The organism is Sinorhizobium sp., from assembly GCF_059070375.1.
In genome coordinates, this window is the sequence record NZ_JCACWC010000002.1 from 546,472 (window position 1) to 570,147 (window position 23,676).

Annotated in this window: 15 protein-coding genes; 3 read left to right on the plus strand and 12 right to left on the minus strand. The window is 63.8% G+C overall.

Features of this window, described 5'->3' with window-relative positions:
• Positions 1-22: 22 nt before the first annotated feature.
• The 3 genes from AC5J09_RS07160 to AC5J09_RS07170 form a co-directional block, all read right to left on the minus strand.
• Entirely contained in the window at positions 23-1,804 is a 1,782-nt protein-coding gene (locus tag AC5J09_RS07160) for a monovalent cation:proton antiporter-2 (CPA2) family protein (RefSeq protein ID WP_127712365.1), read from the minus strand.
• Positions 1,805-2,008: 204 nt separating this feature from the next.
• On the minus strand, positions 2,009-2,797 hold the full coding sequence (locus AC5J09_RS07165; protein WP_494297231.1) for an SDR family oxidoreductase: 789 nt from the start codon (positions 2,795-2,797) through the stop codon (positions 2,009-2,011).
• Positions 2,794-3,120 carry a nuclear transport factor 2-like protein gene (locus AC5J09_RS07170; RefSeq protein WP_102763395.1) on the minus strand — a complete coding sequence of 109 codons (327 nt, stop codon included), beginning with the start codon at positions 3,118-3,120 and terminating at the stop codon, positions 2,794-2,796. Before AC5J09_RS07170 ends, AC5J09_RS07165 begins: the two co-directional genes overlap by 4 nt.
• Positions 3,121-3,214: 94 nt before the next feature.
• Between AC5J09_RS07170 and AC5J09_RS07175 the strand changes: the two genes are divergently transcribed.
• Positions 3,215-4,120 carry a LysR family transcriptional regulator gene (locus tag AC5J09_RS07175; RefSeq protein ID WP_275599103.1) on the plus strand — a complete coding sequence of 302 codons (906 nt, stop codon included), beginning with the start codon at positions 3,215-3,217 and terminating at the stop codon, positions 4,118-4,120.
• On the opposite strand, the gene AC5J09_RS07180 is transcribed toward AC5J09_RS07175, so the two are convergent.
• The 7 genes from AC5J09_RS07180 to AC5J09_RS07210 form a co-directional block, all read right to left on the minus strand.
• Positions 4,117-4,563, minus strand: a complete 447-nt coding sequence (locus AC5J09_RS07180) for a TA system VapC family ribonuclease toxin (RefSeq protein WP_324763721.1) — start codon at positions 4,561-4,563, stop codon at positions 4,117-4,119. The two genes, AC5J09_RS07175 and AC5J09_RS07180, sit on opposite strands and share 4 nt — an antisense overlap.
• The gene (locus AC5J09_RS07185) at positions 4,560-4,787 is read right to left on the minus strand and encodes a CopG family transcriptional regulator (protein WP_080636789.1); all 228 of its coding nucleotides are present in this window, start codon (positions 4,785-4,787) and stop codon (positions 4,560-4,562) included. The genes AC5J09_RS07180 and AC5J09_RS07185 overlap by 4 nt, the downstream gene beginning before the upstream one ends.
• A gap of 601 nt (positions 4,788-5,388) precedes the next feature.
• Positions 5,389-6,816 (minus strand): ISNCY family transposase, encoded by a 1,428-nt coding sequence (locus AC5J09_RS07190; RefSeq protein ID WP_275596165.1) that lies wholly within the window; start codon positions 6,814-6,816, stop codon positions 5,389-5,391.
• Between the two features lie 556 nt (positions 6,817-7,372).
• Positions 7,373-7,960 (minus strand): DUF6969 family protein, encoded by a 588-nt coding sequence (locus AC5J09_RS07195; RefSeq protein WP_494297233.1) that lies wholly within the window; start codon positions 7,958-7,960, stop codon positions 7,373-7,375.
• A 381-nt stretch (positions 7,961-8,341) separates the two neighbouring features.
• Complete coding sequence (locus AC5J09_RS07200) at positions 8,342-9,556, minus strand: YeeE/YedE family protein (protein ID WP_494297235.1); 1,215 nt, start codon at positions 9,554-9,556, stop codon at positions 8,342-8,344.
• 107 nt (positions 9,557-9,663) lie between these two features.
• Positions 9,664-10,575 (minus strand): sulfurtransferase, encoded by a 912-nt coding sequence (locus AC5J09_RS07205; protein WP_100670302.1) that lies wholly within the window; start codon positions 10,573-10,575, stop codon positions 9,664-9,666.
• Between the two features lie 200 nt (positions 10,576-10,775).
• Positions 10,776-17,624: an autotransporter outer membrane beta-barrel domain-containing protein gene (locus tag AC5J09_RS07210; protein WP_494297237.1), complete on the minus strand. Its 6,849-nt coding sequence runs from the start codon at positions 17,622-17,624 to the stop codon at positions 10,776-10,778.
• A gap of 230 nt (positions 17,625-17,854) precedes the next feature.
• Between AC5J09_RS07210 and AC5J09_RS07215 the strand changes: the two genes are divergently transcribed.
• Positions 17,855-19,006 (plus strand): sensor histidine kinase, encoded by a 1,152-nt coding sequence (locus AC5J09_RS07215; protein ID WP_494297239.1) that lies wholly within the window; start codon positions 17,855-17,857, stop codon positions 19,004-19,006.
• Positions 18,994-19,800: a LytR/AlgR family response regulator transcription factor gene (locus AC5J09_RS07220; RefSeq protein ID WP_494297241.1), complete on the plus strand. Its 807-nt coding sequence runs from the start codon at positions 18,994-18,996 to the stop codon at positions 19,798-19,800. Before AC5J09_RS07215 ends, AC5J09_RS07220 begins: the two co-directional genes overlap by 13 nt.
• Positions 19,801-19,838: 38 nt before the next feature.
• Here AC5J09_RS07220 and AC5J09_RS07225 read toward each other — a convergent pair whose 3' ends face one another.
• Together AC5J09_RS07225 and AC5J09_RS07230 are read right to left on the minus strand one after the other, a co-directional pair.
• Complete coding sequence (locus tag AC5J09_RS07225; protein WP_494297243.1) at positions 19,839-20,240, minus strand: hypothetical protein; 402 nt, start codon at positions 20,238-20,240, stop codon at positions 19,839-19,841.
• A 72-nt stretch (positions 20,241-20,312) separates the two neighbouring features.
• Entirely contained in the window at positions 20,313-23,651 is a 3,339-nt protein-coding gene (locus AC5J09_RS07230) for a M10 family metallopeptidase C-terminal domain-containing protein (protein WP_494297245.1), read from the minus strand.
• Between the last annotated feature and the right edge of the window lie 25 nt (positions 23,652-23,676).

The following is a 23,676-nucleotide window of genomic DNA, read 5'->3' on the forward strand; positions in this document are numbered from 1 at the left end:
TCGACGCTGTCTCTTGCTTCCTTCACGCCGAACCGCCAGGCGGCACCACTTCCACCGGCTCCAATTTGCCGCTGAAGAGCGGCCGCCCGGCATAGAGGCCGCCGACCAATTCGAGCTCGAGCCGCTTCTCGTCCCGCTGCCGAACCTTCTCGATGATTTCGGCGACCTCGGGCAGATCCGCACCCAAGGCCTCCAGTGTCTTCTGCCCGAGAACCAGCGAGGATTCGAATGTCTCACGAATGTGGAAATCGGCGCCCGCGCCGATAAGATCCAGCGCGTGCCGCCGATCCGAGGCACGCGCGAGAACCGGGACGAGAGGGAACTCGGCCTTGATGAGCTCTACGATTTTCGTGGCGTCGTCCGCCTTGTCCACGCAGACCACGATCGCATTGGCGCGCTCGGCGCCCGCCGCATGGAGGATGTCGAGGCGCTTGCCATCACCGTAATAGACTTTGAAATCGAATTCGCGGGCTGTGTTGATCATCTCCACGTCGGTATCGATGATGGAGATGACGTGACCTCGTGTCAGAAGGACCTGGCTCACGATCTGGCCGACACGGCCGAAACCGATGATCAGGACATTGCCGCTGAGGTTCTCGGGCCGCTCGACGCCATCCGTCGACAGCGGAATGTTCCTCTCCACGAGACGCAGCGCCGCGATCAGCAACGGCGTCACCATCATCGAGACGATGATGATCGCCGTCAGTATGGCGTTCTCTTCGCCGCTGATGATGCCGGTGCCGAGGGCCGCGGCGTAGAGCACGAAGGCGAACTCGCCGCCCTGCGCCATGAAAACCGCACGCTCGATCGCCTCCCAGTTGGACGCCCTGAAGAGCCGCGCCACCAGGTAGATGACGATGGCTTTTACGACCATGTAGGCGACCACGTAGAAGAGGATCATCGCCCAGTTGCGAGCGATGACGCTAAGATCGAGCGACATCCCGACCGCAAGAAAGAAGAGGCCGAGCAGAATGCCCCGGAACGGTTCCACATCAGCCTCGAGCTGATGCCTGAACGTCGACTCCGACAGCAGGACACCGGCGAGGAACGCACCCATCGCCATGGAGAGACCGCCGAGCTGCATGACATAGGCCGACCCGAGCACAACCATCAGCGCTGCCGCCGTCATCACCTCCCTGGCCTCGACGCTTGCAATGAGGCCGAAAAGCGGATTGAGCAGATAACGCCCGGCGAGGACCAGGCCTGCAATCGATGCAAGTCCGATCGCGATGGAAAGCCAATCGATCCCCCCGGACGCGGCAACGCTTCCGGGCACGATCGGCGCGAGGAACGCGACCAGCGCAAGCAGGGGCACGATGGCCATATCCTCCACGAGGAGAATCGACACGATGCGTTGTCCCTTCGGAGCCGCCATCTCTCGGCGTTCCTCCAGCAACTGCATGACGATCGCAGTCGAGGTGAGCACGAAGCCGGCGCCGGCGACGAAGGAGGGGGCCACCGGAAAGCCGGTCAGAACGCCGACGCCCGTCAGAAGTATCGCGCAAAGGGCGACCTGTACGATGCCCAGCCCGAAAATCTCGCGGCGAAGCCCCCAGAGGCGAGAGGGCCGCATCTCCAGTCCGATGATGAAGAGGAACATCACCACGCCCAATTCGGCGACGTGAAGAATGGATGACGGCTCCTGGAGCAGCCGAAGGCCGAAGGGGCCGATGGCAATCCCGGCGGCGAGATAACCGAGAACAGAGCCGAGCCCGATACGCTTGAAAAGCGGAGCCGCGACGACGGCCGCTCCAAGCAGGGCGATAACCGGCAGCAGGTCTATGCCGTGGGACTCAGCAGCCATATTTCGCTCCGAATTTCCAGATGACGGGCGCCTCGTAGAGCGGCGCCAGCGACCGTTGAGGCCGGGACATCCTTCCACTCAACCGGGTTTGAATCAAGCGCGAACGCTTTCGACAGAACCTCAATTCGCTGCACGTCACGCTCGCTCAATCTCCCACGCCGTCAGCCGACGTCCGCCTTGAATTCGGACGTCGGCACGATCACCTCAGACGGTCGGAACGGTGCCTCCGTCGATGACGAATTCGGCGCCGTGGATCGCGGCCGCACGGTCCGAGGCCAGATAGGCGATGAGGTCGGCGACTTCGTGGGGGTCGGCCGGACGACCGATCGGGATCCCGCCAAGGCTGTCGAGGACCAGCTGCCGTGCTTCTTCGATCGTACCACCATTGGCCGCCTGTAGACGTTTCAGCAGGTCGACGGAGGACTCCGTCATGATCCAGCCGGGGGAGACGACATTGACCCGAACCCCCTTGGGACCAAGCTCCTTGGAGATGGACTTGCTGTAGGTCCTGAGCGCCGCCTTGGCGGAAGCGTAGGCGGTGGTGGCATCGGGCAGGGGAAGCACCGACTGGATGGAGGTAACGTGAACCACCGCGCCGCTGCCGCGTTCGATCATCTGCGGGATCAAAAAACGATCAAGGCGGACGGCCGCCAAGAGGTTGAGGTTCAGTTCGGACAGCCAGTGGTCGTCTGTCAGGGCAGTGAAGCCTCCGCCTGGTGTCCACGATCCGCCAAGAACATGAGCCAGGACGTCGATGCCGCCAAAGCGCTCGAGGGCGGCCTTGGCCAAGGTTGCTGCCCCCTCGGACGTCTTCAGGTCTGCCCGGACAAACTCGACGCTGTCGACGGACTCTGGTGTTCCGCGGGCTGAGGTAATCACGCGGGCGCCTCCTGCCAGGAAGCGGTCAACAGTGGCGCGGCCCGCGCCCTTGGTGCCTCCGCTGACCAGCACACGCTTCCCCGCAAACTCGGTTGGATCCACTTTGCTGTTCATGCCGTGATCTCCAAAGCCTTTATCCCGTCGTTCTCGAGGGAAAACCGATAGGTGAAACGGATCGGGCTGCCTTTGAAGTCGCCGTGGACGGGTCCTTCAACCACGACCTGAAGGTTTTCATGACGCACACTGTCCGGAGTGAAGATCGCCTTCACACCTGCAGCCTCGACGAGCAGGTTCCGCAGTTCGGCATGGCCTTCGTAACGACGTCCGTTGTCCAGCACGACCGTATCCGCGCTGAATGGCTTCAGCATGCCGTCAACGTCGAGAAGTGCGTTGGCTTTGACATAGTCCGCGATGGGTCTGGGTAATGGCGGGATCATGAGTGTCTCTCCTTTGCTTGCAGAAAATCTAGCACTCAGATATTGGTCACATAAGTGGGATAACCTTGCATGCGCTGATGAAGGGATCGGGACAATGGAGCAGGCCAGCCTGAAGGAACTGGAAGCGGCGGTCGCCATCGCCCGGCGCGGGACGTTCCGCGCCGCTTCGATCGATCTCGGTATCTCGACCACCGCGCTGAGCCATACGATCGGCAGGCTGGAGTCGGCACTGGGAGTCAGGTTGTTCAACCGCACCACGCGGAGCGTTTCGCTGACGGATGCGGGGCGCCTGTTCATTCAACATGTCGCTCCGTCGTTGCAGGATCTCCACGCCGCCCTGGAAACCGTGCGCGAGCAGCGCGAAACACCTTCCGGAACGATCAGGATCAACGCGGCACCGTTCGCCGCGCGCGCGATCATCTCGCCGCTCGTGCTCGAGTTCGTGCGCCGATATCCCGACATGAACGTTGACATCGTCACGGAGGGTAGGATGATCGACATCGTCCGGGACGGGTTCGACCTGGGGGTCAGAGTCGCAGGACTTGTTCCCAGCGACATGATCGCCGTTTCGCTCGGTCGGCCTCAACGACATGCTGTCGTAGGGTCTCCTGCATATTTCGAGAGGCACTGTGTCCCTGTGGTGCCGCCGGATCTCCTTACCCACAAGTGCATCCGCGTCCGGCTACCTGACGGCTCGACGTACCGTTGGCGGTTCGAGAAGGACGGCGAGCAGGTTCAGATCGACGTCGAGGGACAGATCTCGCTCGATGAAGCCAGCCTCACGCGGGCTGCTGTGCTCGCGGGTGCGGGCATCGGCTACCTGTTCGAACAGGACATTCTTCCGGAGATCAAGACGGGGCGGGTCATCCGAGTGCTGGAAGACTGGACACCGCCGTACCCGGGTCTCTGCTTGTACTACCCCGGAAGGCGGAATCTTTCGGCAGGTGTTAGAGCTTTTCTGGAACTCGCTCGTGAGCTTGCGCGGCGAGATAGTGATTAACGAACCCGAGTTGTAGTGATCAGGTGCAAGGCAGAATTACCCCTCGTGACCGCCGCTGCTGAGAGCTTGCGATCGAATGTCGCCAGTTGCCCCCCACGCGCCTTGGCGAGCGCAAGGAGATAGGTGTCAGTTACCTGCCCCGAAGTTAGGATTTTCGTGGGAGCGATATCACGTGACCCGACAAGGCTCACATCGTCCGGCCAAAAACTGTGACCGGGGAGCGACCGCATTTTGCCGACGATCTCCATCACGAGTGACGGTGAACCGGGAGAATTCGGATATTTGGGATTGCCGACAATCCGGATGACGCCGTTTTCGGTAATGGGGCAGGTAGCCCACGCGGTCTGACCCGTCGCCGCGAACCATTCGTGCGCATCGTCATGGGCAACATGGCCCGGATCGATTAAGGCAATCAGCACATTGACGTCGAGCAGGAAAGTCACGGCAGTTCGTCACGCAAGGCGTTGACGATCTCGAGCGTCACTGGCGGAGCATCCGGCTGAGGTGATAAGAGAGGAATTCCATTGCGCTCGCCGCTGCTGCGCGGTCTGCGCAAAGAACGTCTAGCCAGTTCGGAAATGACTTCGCCGACGCTCCGGTGCTGCTGGGCTGCCATCGCCTTTGCGGCGATCAGTACATCGTCGTCGATTGCCAGGGTCGTTCTCATACCGGCCTCGTTGCGCATCAGTCATCACGCATCATATAAAGGACGAGGTCGGCCTTCTCAAGGTGGATGCGAAGGGACGCAGTCATTGGTACGATCCGCTCACGGCGGAAAAAATCACAGTCTCACCTCTCTGCGCGAAACACGGGTCTCCGCGTGAGGCATCGCTGCCGGCGGTTCGGTTGGTGAGTATGTTTTTACGTTACGCTTCCGGTTGGCGAACGTAATAACATTACCTATGCAGTCGCTGTCAATCATCGAGGACGCGATGAACACTTGTCTGGAATTCAGGAACCTGACGCTTGGCTACCTTGGCCACGCGGCCGCCGTCAAAACGCCGGGAGAGTGACATTCTTACTTTGCAGAAACAGGACACTTTAACTTTGCGGCTACATGCAATGTCACAGCTATTTAAAGATGAGACAAAGTAGTCAACTTAGAAACGCGACAACATCCTATCCATTACTACTGCATTTGCAAGTTGCTATATTTAAAAAGTACGGAGACGCAAGCCGCCGGCCGGGTGGAGCTGGTCAGGGTTGCGCAGCCCGGTCGGCGGCGGATGGCTCCAGCTGCAAGATAAACTTTAGCTTTGACATCCCGATCACTCCGCCGCTTTCAGCTGCGCAAGGGCTTGCTGGCGCTTGGCGATGACCACCGGATCCTTGGTAAAATCCGTCTTCCGGCCAGGCTTCGTGCCGCGCTTTTGATAGCCATTGCTCTGGCTGCCGTCGCGAATGCCGAACATATGGTCCGTCTGGCCGGTGCGGCGCGGCCCGCCCTTGCTGCGCTGTTGCTCTCGTCCGGCCTGCATTTCGGCCACCACCGCCAGCATGTCATCAAGGCGCTTGTTCTCAACCACCTCGCAGCGGTGCACCGAGCGCAGCGTGTCGAAGGTTCTGTAGGGCAGGGACGTCCCCTCATGGGTGACCTCGAGGCGACCGTCGGGATAGTCGCAGACAATGACCTTCTTGCCGGCCAGCGCCGTGGCGAGGTCGGTCGGATCGAGGATGAACATCACCTTGTCATAGCGCAGCGTCAGCGACTGCGACAGCTTGCGGATCTCCTTGCGGCACATCGCGCCATCGAGGTTCTCATGCGCGGCAAACGGCCGGTGCATGTCCTTCGGATTGCGCGGCGCCTTGCCAAAGCGGCGATTGAAGTCGGCCATGAACTCCGGCGCATAGGCATTCGCCGCGGCGATCGTGTCGATGCCGCGCAGCCGCAGTTCCTTGACGAGGCGATCCTGCAGCGTCTGGTTGGCGCGCTCGACGCGTCCCTTGGCCTGCGGGGTGTTGGCGCAGATGATGTCGATGTTGAGTTCATAAAGGGCTCGTCCGAACTGCGTCAGGCCACTGGTTCTGTCCTTCTTGGAAGCATGGGTGGTGCGGAAGACGCCATGCTTGTCGCTATAGAAGGCGATCGGCTTGCCCCATTGCTGCAGGTAGGCCTTCGTCGCGTGCAGATAGTCGAAGGTGTTCTCCGATCCGGCGAAGCGTAAGTGCAACAGCTTGCCGGTGGCATCGTCGATATAGACGAGCAGGGCGCATTTGGGACCGCGGTTCTCGAACCACCAATGAAGCGAGCCGTCGATCTGAACGAGTTCGCCGAAACAATCGCGCCGGCCGCGCGGCTGGAAAACCCGCTTCTTGCGCTCGCGTCGCGACACCCAGAGGCCGACTTCCATCATCCACTGACGCAGCGTCTCCTTGCTGACGGCAATCCGGTGGCGTTCCAGCAGCTTCTCGGCGGCCAACGTAGGTCCAAAATCCCCGTAATGCTCACGCACCAGATCGAGCACCAGGTTGCGGAAATCCTCGCTATGACGCCGGTTGCTCGGACGGCCGCGCTTCTTCGACACGAGACCGTCGGCGCCGTCCAGGTCATAGGCCTGCAACAGCCGGTGGACCTGACTGCGGCTGAGACGAAGCAACGCGGCCGCCTCGACGACGGTCAGGCTGCCACCGCGAATCCGCTGTATGAGTTCAAGACGATGCAATTCCTTCTGCGACATGGTGATCAAACAAGACATGACGACTCCGAACGCTCATGGTCTCAACCACGCTTCACGTCGCCAGTCTTCCTTCCAAACGTTGACGTTTGACCAGCATCCCGAGAGGCGACGACTGTCGCATCTCTAACTGGCTCATATGTCGCATCTCTAAACTGCCGCTACATGCAAAAATCAGATAATCTATCTTATGGAACACAACGCAGGTGTTGTTTCCGTTGCTTTGCTTAATGACAACAAGATGCTTGGACCTGATCCGCGGCTTCACGACGCGATAGCGCGTACCAAGACAAATCTTGACGTGCTGAAGCGAGTGCACGCGCAAAAGTCCACCTCAGGGAGTGAGGCAACAGAAGGCTATCCTGGGCCGCTTCTCTGACTGGACGCACTTCGCTGCCAGCGTACCTTTCAGATCCGCACGGCACATTGTACCTTCGGGTCGGCAGCGACGATTCCATAGAACGCCTGTGATTACAGGAGGTTCCAGTCACTCACTCACCCAGTTTCGGAGCCGATACCGCACTCTTGGAGCTTTGGTGTGGTTAAGGGGGATATGCTGAATCCTCGTTCGCCACATCTAGCGACCCGAAAGCTTGAACTCCGAAGTGACCTCCAGCGCGCGGTCCTGGCGCGCTTCGACGCCTTCAGGCTGGCGGTGTGTGAGCAAGGTGCGGTCACGCTCGCGGATCAGTTCGGTTATTTGCGGCTCGTAGGCAACGAAAATTGCCGTCAGCCAACGGTTCACGAGATAAGACGGCCGCGGCATCTGTACGTCGAAGCGCGGCAAAAGAGCGATCGTGCCTTCCGCGCCGAGCCAGTCATCGCCGACCACCCATTGGTTCACCGTGAAAAGCCGCAAAAGGCGCCCGTGAGCGTCGACCCCCACAGCCGCGAGATGGTGGATCGGCCCTTGCGGTCCTTGCGGTCGCAAGAAGCAGTGGAAATGGCCGTGTTCTTCCGCTGCCTCTTCAGCCGGGTGGCAGTGATAGAACCACTGAGCGCCGCTCGTCGGGTCGAACACATCGCCTGTCGGGTAGTGGTCCCAGGCCTTGATTTCAGCCGTGTCGCGAAAGGTCTCGCTGAGCACGTTGAGACCGCCCTTGGCGAGCAAGGTTTCGCAGTAGGCGATCTCGCGGCGCGCGAGTTCTATGGCTTGCTCAGCCATTTTCCCGGTCCGGCAAGGGAATGGGCGGCGGAGGCGGCGGAAGCTTCTTGCTCTCGGCCGGAAGGGGAACCGGCGGCGGCGGCGGCGCGAGCTTGGGTGCCGCTGCCGTGCAGGGTGCCCCGGCGGCACAAGGTGCGATGGGCACTGGCGCGGGCGGCGGAGGTGGTGCCGCGAGCGGAGCGCCGGCGGCGCAAGGCGCACCGGCCGCACAAGGCGCGGCAGCGGCGCACGGGGCACCTGCGGCACAGGGCGCCGCCCCTCCAGCCGAACCGGAGGCCGCTGCCGGCTGGGGGCGCGGAACGGGATGACTGTGGTGATCGACGGCCACAGCGGCGGTCGCTGCCGCCAGCGCTGCACCGAAAAGAAGCGTGTTCCTTGTCGTCATTTCTTCTTGAACCCGTCGAGACCGAAAAGCGGACGCATCCAGACGCCGACGAACGAGCCGACAAAGGCAGTTGCAAACCACAGCCAGCCATGCAGGCTGCCCGAAGCGATGCCTGAGAACAGCGCGCCTATATTGCAGCCGAAGGAAAGCCGTGCGCCATAACCCATCAACAGACCGCCGACGACGGCCGCGAGCATGGAGCCAAACGGAATTTTTGCCTTCGGCGCGAATTTTCCGGCAAGACTCGCGGCGGCTGCCGCGCCAAGAACGATACCGAAATTCATCACCGATGTAACGTCGGCGAGGACGCTTGCATTGAGCGCCGCTTGCGGCCCCGGCCAGCTCCAGAACTCCCACGTCGCGACCGGTACGCCGACCGCCTGCGCCGCCTTGGCCCCCCACAGACCGAAGCCGAACGTGACCGACCAGGGATGGCCGGCAAGCAGCAGCGTGGCGACGTTGAGCAAAGCCATGAGCAGCCCTGCCCCCACCAGAGGCCATGGACCGTAAAGCAGCCAGGTCCAACCCGCACGCGACGGTTCCGGCTCCCTTTCGATATTGCCATGCGCCCGCCACTCGATCAGCGCCGTCGCCAGGGCAACGAGGCCGAGCCCTGCGAGCGTCGCGAGGATGGCAGTGCCGGTCCCGAGCTGCCGGCCGAGATCGATCGTGCCGAAGGATGGAAGGGTCAGCCACCACGGAAGATGCGCCGAGCCGATGAGCGCGCCGACGATGAAGAAGGCAAGCGTGACGAGCATGCGGGCCGAACCGCCGCCGACGGTGAACAATGTGCCCGAACCGCAGCCGCCGCCAAGCTGCATGCCCAACCCGAACATGGCAGCCCCGACGAGTACGGAGACCCCGACCGGCGCCAGCGCGCCGACGATCGGCTGGCCACCGAGGCTGCCTGCCGAGATCAGCGGGATCATGGCCAATGCCGCCACGCCGATCATCAGCATCTGGGCGCGGATGCCGCGCCCGCGACGTTCGACCACCATCCGGCGCCACCCGCCCGTGAAACCGAAGGAGCCGTGATAAAGAGCAACCCCCAACAGGCCGCCGACGACGAAGAGGGCCGCCTGCCGCAGATCGATCAGCTGCGCGATGACGAGAAAGCCTATCAGCAGTGCGCCGCCGGCTACGAGCGCCGGCCCACGGTCGACAATCGCCGGCGGCAAATATCGCGAACGATCAAAGGAAATGTCGGTCATTTCGAATTCCTGCCGCTTGTGCGGCATTGGTCAAATCGCGAATGTCCGCAGCTTGCGGACATTCGCCTGTTCTTCCGCTACCGCGGATCGGTCCCGGTCCGCTGGCGTCAGGTGCCCGACTTGTTCTCGACCGGGCGCGCCGGGTCGGCCGTCCATTCGGCCATCGAGCCGTCATACATGGTGGTGTTCTTGTTGCCTAGCACCTCGGACAGGGCGAACCATGTTACGGATGCCCAGTGCCCCGTGTTGCAGAAGGCGATGTTTTCCTCTTCCGCAGCCAGACCGGCGGCCTCGGTCAGGGCCTTCACAGTTTCGGGTCGGGCGAAAAGCGCGTGGTCCTGACTGTAGAGCTTGGAGTGCTCGATATTGATCGATCCAGGAATAGTGCCGTTGGCGCGCACGACCGGGCTCTTGGACTTGCCCTCGTGCTGCTCGGCCGGCCGGCCATCGATGAGCTTGACGCCGGCCTTAAGCGCGGCAGCGACTTCCTCGGTCGTCGCCAGCAGTTTTTCCTGCGGCTCGGCGTGGAACGTCGCCGGTTCGGGCTTTACTGCCTCGGCGGAACGGGCCCCGCCGGCGGCGTCGTACTGCCGCCACCCGCCGTCGAGGATCGAGACTTCCTCATGGCCGAGATATTTGAACGTCCAATAGACGCGGGTCGCGCCACCGAACTCAGTCGAATCCGTACCCCAGGGCACGATGACGACGTGATCGTCATCGTCGATGCCGAGATCGCCGATCAACTTGGTGATCTGCTCCAGCGGCGGCAGCATGCCGGGGACGCCACCCACCTCGGTACGCCAACCGGCGCTCGCATAGGGGGCAACCACCGCGCCCTGGATATAGGGCTTGTCGCCAAGTTCTGTCTCGGCGACCTTGTCACGGATGTCGAGGATGACGACGTCCTTATCGCCGGCATGCGCCTTGACCCATTCGGCATCTACGAGTGGACTGATGTCGGCAGCCAGCGCTGAAGAGGCGAGGAAGGACAGCGTGAAGGCTAATGATGCGATGCGCATTTCGTGAGGCTCCCGAATTCATATGTGAACCTCATCTACCCCGCGATGTACGTCGAGTCAGGACATGGTTTGGCTGGAGATCCGCCGAACCTTGGAAAATCTTTCTGTACGGTACCAGCGATGCGGTAAGCCGCGCCGAGGACGCCCCGCCCGGGAGCGTCCGCAGCTCCTGCGCAGCTGCATTGTCTCCAGTCGTTTCCTCAGAACTTGTGGCTCAAGCGCAGCGAACCGGCATGACTGTTGTAGGTGTCCGAGAATGAGCCGTTATATTCCACGCGGAGACCGAAGCCGCTATCCGTTGCAAGATCGATGCCCGCGGTTACCCGCCCGACCACGTCTGCCAGCGGCACCTCGCTGTCGAACATGCCGATCCCGGCCGGAGCACCGGCCAGCCGGGCCGAGGTATCCCAGCTGTCGACCGTGCTGAAGCTCACTCCTGCGCCTGCAAACGCCCGCATCACCGTCGTTTCGTTCACCTCGACCCGCGTGCCGACCTCGATTGCCGGGGTTGCGTGGAAGCTCCATTGGCCGGAGTCGTCGACCAGGAGGTCGAGCGCGCCGGTTCCCGACTCGCGATAACCGCTGGCATGCGAGTAGATCAGATCGAGATCGACCAGAGGCCGCACATAATAGGGCTCCTGCGCGAAGGTATAGGCGGCGCGTACCCGGGTGCTGAGGTTGTAGATCTCCGGATCGCCCTCGGCCTGGCCGGCGAAGCCCGGAATGCGGATCGTGCGCGTGTTGTCGTACCAACCATAGCTGCCGGCGACGGCGCCCGACAGCAGCCATGGGCCGATCTCATGCTTCAGCGAGGCGCCGGCATAGATGATGTCGCCGTCGGCGTTGACCCGGCCGTCGTCGCCGCGAATGGAACTGCGGTCATAGCCACCGGCGAAGCCGACGAACCAGTCCGGCGATACCTCCACCTGGGCCCCCGCCCGAAGGGCGTAGGTCGTCGTATCGAAGCCCGACACGCCGCCGCCGGCCTTCTGGTCCAGTGTTTGTGCGCCGGCCTGGCTCCACATGCAACTCGTCTCGACCAGAGCCGAGGTGCCATCGGCAAACATCGGGCAGCTCAATAGCAGGTCGAGACGCTGCTGCGTCATGGCGATGCTGCCGGCCGCGGCCGCGCCCGAAATGCCGGGCGACATGTCGGAGAGAGCAGCCGCGTAGTCGCCGGAATCGTGGTCGGCCAGAGATCCGAGCGTGCCGAAAAGCGTGCCGAAGGAACCGCCGCCGGCGTCCCAAACCTGCTGCAGATGACCGGCGACGTTGTTCTGGTCTTGGTTCAGCACGGCACCGGGATCGGTGAAGTGAGCCGAATCCGCTGAAACCGACAGCTCATTTCCCGCCCGGCTGATGGAATAATCGAAGATCGACGACTCGGCGCTCAACGAATGGTCCAGGGCGCCTTCGACAGTGAGGAACGGCAGGCTGATGTCTGGCAGGACGCTGATGGCGTTCACCGTCAACTTGCCGGCGAGCGTGGCGTCGCCGTCGATGATCAGCCGGTCCATACGGAAGCCGGCGAAGTCGGCGGTGATCCCCAGCAGCCCACCTGCGTCCTGCGTGAGGTTGCCTGTGATCCGGGTGCCGTCGATACCGCCGGAACGACCGATCGTGAGGCTGCCATGATTCATTACGTCAGCCTCGTAGATCTCTGCATCCGCCAACAGGCCGCCTGCCTTATTGACAACGGAGACCGCCGTGTCGCCGCCCAAGCGGGCCACCCTCGACATTTTGGCCGCGACGGGCAAGGCTCCTTTCACGCTGCCGCTGATGGTACCGGCGTTGTTCACCATCAGGGTGCTGTCTCCGGGCGAGTTTACGCCGGCGGTATATTGAACGGCGACGCCCGAAGCGGCCGAGACGCTGCCTCCGGAGTTGACGGTCAACACGTTGTTTTTACCGGCCGAAACCCAGATGCCGGCGCCGTTGTCGCCGGAACCGCCGGTGACAGTACCACTGACGGTCACATCGACCGTGCCGTTGTTGTCCGTTCCTGCATCGCTCTGCGCGAATATGCCGATCGAGTCCTTGCCGGACGCCTGAATAGTTCTGCCGGCAGCGAGGCTGACGGTAACATTGCCGCTCTTGCCGTCCGAGGAGAGATTTCCGTTGGAACCGATAAAGGCACTCGTCGCATTGCCGCCGAAGCCGCCGCCGCCCCCGATCGACTGCGCCAGCACGCCGAAGGCGTAGTCGCCGCGCGTGAAGATGCTGCCGTCGGCCGTGACGGCGACGTTGCCACCGTCACCGTAGCTGCCGGGGCTTTTGCCGGTGAAAGAGAGCGGTGCACCAGAGGCGGCGCCGCCAACACCGCCGCCGCCGCCGATCGACTGGGCGACGAGGCCATGGGCGGCTATGCCCCGCGTCGTGATCGAGCTCTGGCTCGTCAGGTCGACCGTGACTGCGCCGCCGTCTATTGTTCCACCGCCCGAGCCGCCCACCACCAGCGAGGCAATGCTGTCGGCCTCGCCAGCGCCGCCGATGCCGCCGCCGCCGCCGATAGACTGGGCGACGAGGCCGAATGCCCGTGCGCCCGAAGTGTTGAGGGTCGTGCCGACGCTGAGATCGACTTCGCCGCCGCTGCCGCCGACACCGCCGCTGCCGCCGACAACGAGATCGATCGTGTGGCTGTGCTCTTTTTCGGCGGCGGTGCTGCTTCCGGCGCCGCCGACGCCGCCGCCGCCGCCGATCGACTGCGCTACGATGCCGTGCGCGTCATCGCCGCTCGTCGAAAGGTTGATCCATCCCTTGGCGGTGACCTTACCGCCGCTGCCGCCGGCACCGCCGCTGCCGCCGAAGCCGCCGCCGACCGTGATCCTGCCTGCCGCCTGGTCGGAACCATCGCCGCCCTGCCCGCCGCCGCCGCCGATCGACTGCAGCAGCACGCCATAGGCGCTGTATCCCGCGGTGCTGATGCTGTTGCCATGATTGTCGTCGAAGGTGACGTCGACCGCACCGCCATTGCCGCCCGCACCGCCACTGCCGCCGACACCGACGGTGATGTTGGCCGTTGCCTGGCTTCCGGACGCGGTGGAGGTGCCGCCCGCACCGCCGCCCCCGCCGATCGACTGGGCGACGATGCCGTCGGCCCAGTCGCCCAGCGTGGCGATGCGACCGGCATGCGTCAGCGTGACCGCGTTGCCGTTTGCGGCCGTCCCGCCAGTGCCGCCGTCGTCGATGGTCGCGCCGACACTCACTCCGAAGCAGTAGCCGGATTCACCATCGCCGTCGACGCTGGAGCAATCGCTCTCTCCCTCGTCGTCGAGCGGCTCGGAACCGTCGGAAGTAGCCTGCCCCACCGAGCCGCCCAGCCCGCCGCCACCGCCGATCGACTGCGCCAATACCCCGTCGGCATCGGCGCCAAAAGTAGTGATCTTACCTGCGGTGGTGACGTCGACCGTGCCGGCGGAGCCGCCGCTGCCGCCGGTGCGGCCCAGCGAAACGTCGACAGATGCGGAGAAAGCGCCGCTGCCCTCTTCCGATTCTTCGGCTTCCTCGCCGCCGGGCAGACTGGCGCTGGCCGACAGCCCGACGCTGGCGCCCTGCGAAGTCCCGCCGCCACCGCCGATCGACTGGACGAGCACGCCGCGCGAACCGGACCCGCTGGTCTGCAGGCTGGTGCCGCTGTCGAGCGTCACAGTCGCGTTCCCGGCGCCGGCGCCGCCGCTGCCTGATCCGCCGATCCCGACTTTTGCGGTCAGGTTGAAGCCGCTGCCGATCTGCTTGCTGTTGACACTGCCGACGCCGCCATTGCCGCCGCCGCCGCCGATCGACTGCGCCACGATCGCATTGGCATAGTCGCCGGCCGTCGCCACCGAGGCGCTGTCATCGAGATCGACCGTGACGGTACCGCCATTGCCGCCGCCGCTGCCCGAGCCTCCGACCGAGACGCCGATGTCGGCGCTGACCGTGTCCACCGTGCCCGCCGTCGCGGCCAACGACGACGCGCTGCCGCCATTGCCGCCGCCGCCGCCGATCGACTGCGCCACGAGGCCATGCGACGAAGCGCCTTTCGTGGAGACCGCGGTGCTGCCGTCGAGCGTCAGTGACACCGCGGCGGCGTCATGGGACGATCCACCGCTGCCTCCAACCGCCGTGGAGACGCTCATCGCCAGGGAGACGTCCTCACCGGTCGGCACCGCCACAGTGAGTGCGTCGGCAATCGAAGAGCCGCCACTGCCGCCGCCGCCGCTGATCGACTGCGCGAGCACGCCGATGGCATCGGTCACGTCGCCGTCGTCCTGTCCGGTCCAGATGGAACTGTCGGTCAGATGCACTGTAACCTTGTCGCTGTACCCGCCGTTGCCACCGGTACCGCCGACGGCGACCGACGCGGTGAAGCCGAGACCTGCGGAATAGGAGCTCGCGGTGCCGCCGGTGCCGCCGCCGCCGCCGATCGATTGCGCCACGATGCCCGCGGCGTGCGAGCCGCCGGTCATCAGGCTGAGGCCCTGGAAGCCGACATCCACGGTATTTGCATAGCCGCCACCGCCACCGCCGCCGCCGATCTGGAAGCTGCCGAACCCGGCATCGCCGCCCGTGGCGTTGCCGCCATTGCCGCCGCCGCCGCCGATCGACTGCGCGAGAATGCCGACCGCTCCGGAACCCCCGGTCGCGATCGTGACGGGCTGCGGCGCTCCGGAACCCGCGGAGCAATCGCTGCTGGGATTCGCATTGGTGACGCAGACCCATCCGCCGCTACCGCCACCCGAGGCACTGCCGCCGACGCCCAGCCCCGGAACCGCAACCGACATATCGATCACATCGCCACCATTGCCGCCGCCGCCGCCGATCGACTGCGCCATGATCGCATGCGCCATTTCTCCCTGCGTGGTGACCGAACCGCCGGACAGCAATATGTTGGCATGAGTACCGTAGCCGCCGGCGCCGCCCGAGCCTCCGACGCCCGCGATGCCTTCAGCACCGCCACCTGAACCGCCGCCGCCGCCGATGGATTGCGCCATGATACCGATCGCCGCGTCGCCGGCGGTGCTGATGGCACCCGAGCTCCGGACCTCGGCAGTACCGCCGTAGTTGGCGGCGCCGCCGGTACCTCCGATAGACAGCACCCCGCCCGCCGTGCCGGCAGCGCCGCCGCCGCCGCTGATCGACTGCGCGATGATGCCGTGCGCGGAATAGCCGGTCGTGGTGATGATTCCGGTATGCTGGACGCTGGCCGTCTCGGCCTTCCCGCCGTCGCCGCCATCGCCACCCAGCTCGAGCGTCAGCCCGTCGGCGATGCCGCCTGTGCCGCCGCTGCCGCCGATCGACTGTACCAGGATGCCATAGGAATGGTCGCCCGAGGTGTCGATCGTCCCGCCAGCATTGTTGATGGTGGCCGTATTACCATCGCCGCCATTGCCGCCATTGCCGGCACCGCCGCCGAGCACGTCGGTGAAATCGCCGCCCGTGCCGCCGCCGCCGCCGATCGAATGCAGGGTGACCGCAGCCGAAAAGTCCCCTGTCGTCGTGATCTTGGAGCCAGCAGTGACATACGCGCCGACACCGCCGGCATTGCCACCGTAGCCGCCGCCGCCGCTCGTTCCGACAAGGGCCGTGTCGTCGCCGCCATTGCCTCCCTGACCGCCGATGCTTCCCCCCAGCAGGCCGTAGGCCTCGAGGCCGTCGGTCTCGATGGAACCGCCATAGACGTTGATCTGAATCTCGCTGACGTCGCCGCCTTTACCGCCGGAGCTGTCCTTCTCGCCGCTGGCGCCGTCGCCGCCTCTACCGCCCTGGGCCAGCCCGACGACACCGGCGACATAATCGCCTTTTGTCGAAACCGTGACGCCCGATTGGACGCTCAGAGTCGAGTTGAACGCAGAGCCGTTCCCGCCACGGCCTCCGGTCGTTGACTTGGTGCCGGCGCCGCCATCACCACCCTGGCTGATGGCAACGATGCCGCCGGACAGTTCGTTCGGGCCGGAGCCGGTGGCGACCACGGTGATGTCGGAATAGGTGTCGATGCTGAACTGGTCGCCGTCCGCGCCGGCGCCGCCATTGTCGGATGAATCCTGAGAGGCCGTGCCATAGGAGCCTTGGCTGAACGCATAGATCCCGCGCACGCTGTCGGCACTGTTCGAGTAGATGTTGATCGCACCGACCGAGGCATTTCCGCCGGTTGAACCGTTGCTGATGCGGATGGCGCCACCTGCCCCACCCGCGCCATTGTCGTGCCCCCCCGCCTGGCCGATGGATTGGGCGGCGAGACCCCAGACATAGTCCAGCCCGTTCAGCGGGTTGGTCGCGCTGCCGAGATTCACCTGCCCGGTGTTGGTGATGCTGATGCTTCCGCCGCTGCCGCCGACTCCCCCGAACTGGTCGCCTGCCGCGCCGCTGTTCTGGTTGCCGCCGGTGCCACCCTTGCTCACGGCATGGATGCCGGCCATGCCCCTGGCCGTATTGGAGCTGAGCGACTCTACGCTCAGCGCGCCGTAGTTGGTGATCGTCAGCGCGCCTCCGGACCCGCCTGCCCCACCGTTGGACTTGTAATTGTCGTTATCCCCGTCCCCCGAGCCGCCGAAGCTCGTCGCGGAAATCAGGCTGCCGATCGAGCCTGGATCCGTCGAGGTGGTCAGGGTTATGGGCCCGTAATTGGTGATCGTCACGGTGCCCCCTGCGCCGGCGCTTCCCTCGTCGACGCCAGCGCCACCCATTGTGTACGTCATGATGACACCGCCGACGGAATCCCAGGGCATGGTGTAGGGGAGACTGGCGCCGGCCGTGTACGAGGCCTGGGTGTTGATCGTTATGTTCGCTCCGGGATCACCGTTCTTCTCATCCTTGTCATCCACACCACTGTCGCCCCAACAGGCCGACCATGTGTATCCATAGTCGACCTGGCCGATCGTCTGGGTTGCACTTCCATTGCAACCCGCATACGCCTCGCCGGCCAGGGCCGCCCCGCCGAGACCCACGGCCAGCACGAACAAAAAATGCGAGGTGTTCCGCTCGGACGGAAGCGCCGCTTGGTCGCCGGGCCGGAATGCTGTGAGCGAAGACCTCGGCCGGGCTTTCCTGCTTCTGGTGGCGTGCTTCATCCGATGTATCCCCCCGAAAAATGGCGCCCGTACAGCGAGACACGGCGGCAAGCCTTGCACCGCCATGTTCAACGTGCGAGTGTGCGACGCACTGAATATGCGACTCCTCATAGGTATTAATGATGCGCTCTCCGCGCATGGACACGCCCTATTCGATGAACCGGTCGATCTACTCGGTGAAGAGACCAATCCAGCCCGGGGATGACGGCAATTAGGGAATTACAGCTTCGATGGTTGTCATTGCCGAGCCCGATCCTCGTCGCGAGCTGAGTGGAGGCCACATCGCGGATCCGAGCTCCGGGCGGAGCCGGATGATGCGAAAAACCGACAGGTCGGGCACCGTTCTGGTGGGTGCGCTCGGTTCGTTCTGGCGGGCGCAGACGGCCGGCTGGCTATTCGGCGCGCTGTTTGCCGTCGTGAGCCGTATTCTCGCATTCGAGGACGTGGCATTCGCGTTTGCATTGACCGCCGTTCTCGAGCCGCTCGGCTTCGCGCTCACCACCCTTGCTTACCGGGTATTTCGCCACCGGATCGGCGGCGTCACGCTGACGGTCGTCGCGGTCGCCCTGGCGCTCTCGATTGCCGGTGGCCTGCTGCAGATGCTGATCGCCAACGGAATAAAGGACATCCTGCAGCCGAACATCGATCCGGACTACGGCGCCAACGGCTCGGTGATCCCGGCGATCTACTATACCCTGATCTTTCTGGGATGGTCTCTTGCCTATCTCTGGATCAAGGCGGATGCCGACGCGAGAAAGCAACGGATCCGGCGCCACCGGGCCCGCGAGGAGGCGCTGCGGGCCGAGCTTCACCAGTTGCGCCTGCAACTCGATTCGCACTTCCTGTTCAACGTGCTGAACACCGTCGCGATGGAGATTCCCGAGGAGCCGGACACGGCGCTCGAGATGATCCACCGAATCACGGCCTATCTGCGCTATTTGCTCGAGAACCAGACGCGTCGCATCTGTCCGCTCTCGGACGAGATCGAAGCAATGCTCGCCTACATCCGTATCCAGGAGCTGCGGTTCGAAGGCCGCCTCGATTTGATGGTCGAGGTGGACCCCGCGGCCCGGTCGATCGCCGTGCCGCATCTCATTCTGCAGCCGCTGGTGGAGAATGCCGTGAAGCACGGACTGCGCTCGTCGGCCAGCCGTTTCGCGGTCGGCATCACCGTGGAGCGTCGAGACGTCGACCTCGTCATCGAGATCAGCAATCCCGGCAGGCTGGAAGCGGGCGAACGTGACCGCCCGGCCATCGGTCTCGCCAACATTCGCCGCCGGCTGGAACTGCACTATCCGCTCGGTCACGCATTGACACTGATCCAGGCCGGCGACAACGTGATCGCGCGCCTGATGCTGAGGGGGGATGCATGCTTCGCGTGATGGTTGTCGACGACGAGCCGCCGGCCCGGCGAGGGCTGAAACGTCTGATCCAAGCGCACCCGGATGTCGAAGTCATCGGCGAAGCCGGTTCGCTGGATCAGGCGCAGCAACTGACGCATGCCCTGCGGCCAGATGCGATCTTCCTCGACATCGATCTTGGCGACGACAACGGATTCGGCCTGATCAAGCGGCTCGATCAGGTGCCGGCGATCGTCTTTGTGACCGGACACGGCACCTACGCGCCGCAGGCGTTCGACGTCGCAGCGCTGGATTTCCTGCTGAAGCCCGTGGAGCGGCAACGTCTGGCATTGACCCTGGACCGGCTGCGGCGCTATCGGCGCGCGCACGACCTTGACGGCAAGATCGAGGACACGGCAACAGCGCCGGTAGCCACGCCCGACAGGGCCACGCCCGACAGGAGACGCCTGCACATCAGGATGGCGGGCCAAACGGTCGTCCTGCCGACAGACGGGATCGCCATGCTCGCCGCCGAAGCGGACTTCACGCGCATCGTGATGGCGGATGGGCGGGACTATCTGGTGTGCCGGCTGCTCGGCCAATGCGGCGCAGACCTTCCGACGCCGCCATTCTTCCGCGTCAGCCGCTCCCTGATGATAAATCTGGATCGGGTGGTACGCGTGAGAACGCACGACAAGGGGCGCTCGCTCCTGTCGCTCGGGCGGTCCCTTGCGCCCATCATGCTCGGTCGAGTCGCCACCACGCGCTTGCGGCGTGCGCTCGACGGAGTCCAGCGAGTGAAAACTGTATCTGACGCGAATGACGCTCCCGCTTGACTGATCAGACCGGCGCCGTCGGAGACTGCTGCCAGCCTTCAATAAATGACTGCATTGAGTGTGACGTATACAGGCGAGCCCGCCTCCAGCCGTGTGCTGCCGCGCGCAATCAGCCAGCCGTCCGCACGCTCCAGACGCGCCACGATCCGCCGCGTCGGAGAAGCGGTCGCGCTTGCAGGCGACGGCAAGGAAAATGCTATCGACTTCGATTTTCCGTCGCTTTTGATGCGCGTTTGGGTGGCGCGACGCCGCGTCTCGTCCTGAATGGCAGGGTCGTCGAGATAAATCTCGAGATGACCTTCCGGGATAACCGCGCTACCCTCGAAGGTGACTGCACCGCGGATATCCGTCGATTGCGCGGCGACCGGCCCGGCGACGGCGGCGACGGCGGCAGCTCCGACGGTCAAGAGTACCGTGCGGCGGTCGGTACGGCGCTTCATCACACACTCTCCCTGGAAGCCCCGCGAAACGCGGCGCTGCGGACGGGGCGCCTGAGGCGCCCCGTCCGTGCGTCAGATGATAATGAAGTCGGAGGCCGAAAGCCTCAGATTTGTGCTCAGCTGCGCAAACTGAATGGCTGCAACGTCTCCGCCGCCATCGGCGTCATAGGACAAGGCGCCGCTGTCCGTGTCGTATATGATGCGGTCGTCTGCGTCATGGGCGACACCTCCCGCGCTTCCGTAAAATGCGCCCAGGGCGAGAGTGCCTTCGCCACCCACGCTTTCGAAAACGAGGTTGTCCAGCAGGATCGTGTCGTCGATGACATCGAAGTCCTTGATCCAATCGACATTGCCGTTCCCAAGCGCCGTCGAGAAGCGGAATGTATCCTCTCCCGCGCCGCCGGTGAGCATGTCGGCCGCCAGTCCGCCATCCAGCAGATCGCTGCCTGCGCCGCCGATCAGGGTGTCCGATCCCGCGACGCCCGGCTGGGCCGGAGCCGGAGGGAACTCGACCGACACATTAAGCTCGTATGACGAGCCTGCCGGCACGGCTTCTGCCCAGCCGTCGCCCGGCGCCGTGGGCGACCAGCTGCCTTCCAGTATGTAATAGGTTCCGGTCTCCTGAGCCACGAATACCAGGCTCGAATCCCGGTTGCTGGCAGAGCCCGGATCGCCGCCGCCGTCATCGTTCTGAGCGACGATGTTGCCGGCGCTGTCGAGCAGCCTGACCCAACTGTCATGGACGTTCGGATCGGCGATTCCGTCGATGTCGATCGTAATCACCGTACCGGCCGCCAGATCGATCTTGTAGTATCCGCCCTGGCCGTTGCCGGTGGCGTTGACGGTCGTATGAAGGACGGTGGTCGAGTCGAAGATATCGGGGTCGCTGGTCAGGGAGAAGTTGTCGGAGATGTCGAACGCGGCCGCGATCGAATTGTTCGTCGCGTCCGGTCCGAGCGTCGCGTAGCCGGTTCCCATGCCCGGGCGTGGCGGCGCGTCCCCCTGATAGGCAAAATCGCCGAGCAGGGTGTCGTCGCCGCGGCCGCCGTCGATCGTGTCGTTGCCGCCCTGGCCGGTCAACACGTTGGCCGCACCGTTGCCGGTCAGCCGGTCATTGAACCCCGACCCTGCGAGATTCTCGATGGAGATATATGTATCTCCGCCGGACCTGCCTCCAGTGAGACTGAGCCTGACGCCGCTCGCTGCATCGGCGTAGTCTGCCGTATCGCTGCCGGCGCCGCCGTTCAATCTGTCGGCGCCGCCGCCGCCGGTCAGCGTGTCGTCGCCAGCACCGCCGGCGAGATCGTTGGCCTGCGCATTGCCGATGAGATGATCGTCAAAGGACGAGCCGACGGCATTTTCGAAGCCGACCAGCATATCGTGCCGGATAACCGCGCCTCGCCCGACGATCTGCACCGGGCCGTCACCGTCGCCGCCGCTGGCAGTGCCATTGGCAAGATCGATCGTGACGCCGTCAGGGCTACCCGCATAGACGACCGTGTCGATACCGGAACCACCATCCAGATAGTCCTGACCGGCCCCGCCGATGATCGTGTCGTTGCCGGCCTCGCCATACAGGATGTCGCCATCGTTGCCGCCATCCAGGGTGTCGTTGCCGCCGCCGCCATTGAAGTAATCTCCGCCGCCCTGGCCCCAGAAGTGATTTGCGGCGGATGTGCCGATGAAGCGGTCGATGCGGTCATCGGACCCGATCAGGTTTTCGATGCTGTAGAAAGTGTCGCCGGAGGCGGTGCCGCCGCTGGCAACATTCGTGGCAAGGTTGACGAGCAGCTGAAACGGACTTTCCTTGCTGAAATCGACGGTATCGATCCCCGCCCCGCCCCTGAATATATCGACTCCGTCCTGGCCGCTTAGCGTATCGTCGCCGGCGCCGCCGTCGAGAATGTCATTGCCCTGGCCGCCGAGGATCGTGTCGTTGCCGGCCCCGCCGTAGAGCGTATCGTTTCCGTCATCGCTCTCGGTCTGGTCTTCGAGGTCTTCGACGTCGATCGTATTGTTGATGTCGCGGCTGGCGAGCGAGTCGCGGCCCCCGATAATCAGGTCGTCACCACCCTGCCCAAAGATCGTGTCGTCGCCGGCGCCTCCGTCGAGGGTATCGTTTCCGCTGCCGCCGAAAATGATGCTGGTCATCGTGTTGTCGCCGACGCTGGGCGGGGACGCGCCGCCCCCGCCAGGCTGCGTCGTCGACTCGTCGGCATAGATGATGTTTTCGACGTTGGCGATTTTCCTGATTTTCAGGTTCCTGGACAGGAGGATGACGGTGTCGTTGCCGCCGTTGGCCTCCTCACGAACGATGTCGTCAAGTGAATCGACGAAGTAAGTATCGTCGCCGCCATTGCCGGCCATGCGGTCGCCACCGCCGCGGCCATCGAGCGTGTTGGCGCCGTCATTGCCGATCAGAATGTCGTCGAAGCTGCTGCCGATGCCGTTCTCGATGTAATAATCAGTCCCATCCGCATTGTGGCCGGCGAAAATCGACACGTTGTTGCTGTGACCGTTGACGCTGGAGAACTGACCGGCGCGCAAGTCGAGGATCGTACCCGCGGTCGAGCCGGAGAAGTCGATCGTGTCGGTTCCGCCGGTGTCGTGGATCGCAAAGCCGATGTCATGCTGCATGCCCGAGGAGGTCAACTGATAGCCGTATTGCGTGCTCCCGAAGCCGTAGACGTTGTCCCCCGTGTTGAGCTCGATGTGCTGATAAGTGCGCACTCCGTTCTCGTCCACGGTCGAGAAAAAGCGGCGGATGACCGCCTCGATGTCGGCCATGAGGGGCGTCGAGGCAGACCAGCGGCTGGTTTCCCCGACATCGATCCCGTCGAAATAGGACATCACGCTGTATTGCTGGCGATCATAAGTCCAGGTCGCATTGTTCAGATAGTTGATCTGCACGCCGCCGGGACCGCTGTAATTGTAAAGTCCGGGATGGTTCAGTCCGAATTCATGGCCGAACTCATGGATGAAGGAATCGAAGACATAGCCGCCGATGTCCGTCTTATTCGGTTCCGTGTCGTGGAAACGCTGCCCGATGCTGACATAGCGGTTGCTCGAATAGGCGCTGCCATCGTCCTCCTCGCCGAGCTCGGGGCTGACGACCTCCATCCAGTCCGTCGTGCTGTCGAACGGTGCGTCGTCGACGATCTCGAATTTTAAAGGGGTGACGGACGCCCACATCTGCAACGCGCCGATCGCGGCGGCTTTGTATTCGGGGTGATCGTTGAGCTCGTAAACGTTGATCCTCAGCGTTCCCGCAGCCAGTTCCGGCGTCAGACTGCGGGGCAATGCCCCGAGGTAGTCGAGAAAGGACTCATAGTCCTCGCTCTTGCCATAAGGGTTATCCGGCGTCTGATCGTTGATCCACCAATTGTCGCTGGTCTGGCTAGGGTTCGGCATCTTAAGCTTCCCTCTCTGACGATTG

Excerpts from the sequence above, each read along its gene's own strand:
- AC5J09_RS07220 (WP_494297241.1), top strand. The coding sequence starts at position 18,994 with ATGCTTCGCGTGATGGTTGTCGACGACGAGCCGCCGGCCCGGCGAGGG.
- AC5J09_RS07190 (WP_275596165.1), bottom strand. The coding sequence starts at position 6,816 with ATGTCTTGTTTGATCACCATGTCGCAGAAGGAATTGCATCGTCTTGAA.
- AC5J09_RS07205 (WP_100670302.1), bottom strand. The coding sequence starts at position 10,575 with ATGCGCATCGCATCATTAGCCTTCACGCTGTCCTTCCTCGCCTCTTCA.
- AC5J09_RS07165 (WP_494297231.1), bottom strand. The coding sequence starts at position 2,797 with ATGAACAGCAAAGTGGATCCAACCGAGTTTGCGGGGAAGCGTGTGCTG.
- AC5J09_RS07230 (WP_494297245.1), bottom strand. The coding sequence starts at position 23,651 with ATGCCGAACCCTAGCCAGACCAGCGACAATTGGTGGATCAACGATCAG.
- AC5J09_RS07185 (WP_080636789.1), bottom strand. The coding sequence starts at position 4,787 with ATGAGAACGACCCTGGCAATCGACGACGATGTACTGATCGCCGCAAAG.
- AC5J09_RS07200 (WP_494297235.1), bottom strand. The coding sequence starts at position 9,556 with ATGACCGACATTTCCTTTGATCGTTCGCGATATTTGCCGCCGGCGATT.
- AC5J09_RS07215 (WP_494297239.1), top strand. The coding sequence starts at position 17,855 with ATGGTTGTCATTGCCGAGCCCGATCCTCGTCGCGAGCTGAGTGGAGGC.
- AC5J09_RS07160 (WP_127712365.1), bottom strand. The coding sequence starts at position 1,804 with ATGGCTGCTGAGTCCCACGGCATAGACCTGCTGCCGGTTATCGCCCTG.
- AC5J09_RS07210 (WP_494297237.1), bottom strand. The coding sequence starts at position 17,624 with ATGAAGCACGCCACCAGAAGCAGGAAAGCCCGGCCGAGGTCTTCGCTC.
- AC5J09_RS07170 (WP_102763395.1), bottom strand. The coding sequence starts at position 3,120 with ATGATCCCGCCATTACCCAGACCCATCGCGGACTATGTCAAAGCCAAC.
- AC5J09_RS07225 (WP_494297243.1), bottom strand. The coding sequence starts at position 20,240 with ATGAAGCGCCGTACCGACCGCCGCACGGTACTCTTGACCGTCGGAGCT.
- AC5J09_RS07195 (WP_494297233.1), bottom strand. The coding sequence starts at position 7,960 with ATGGCTGAGCAAGCCATAGAACTCGCGCGCCGCGAGATCGCCTACTGC.
- AC5J09_RS07175 (WP_275599103.1), top strand. The coding sequence starts at position 3,215 with ATGGAGCAGGCCAGCCTGAAGGAACTGGAAGCGGCGGTCGCCATCGCC.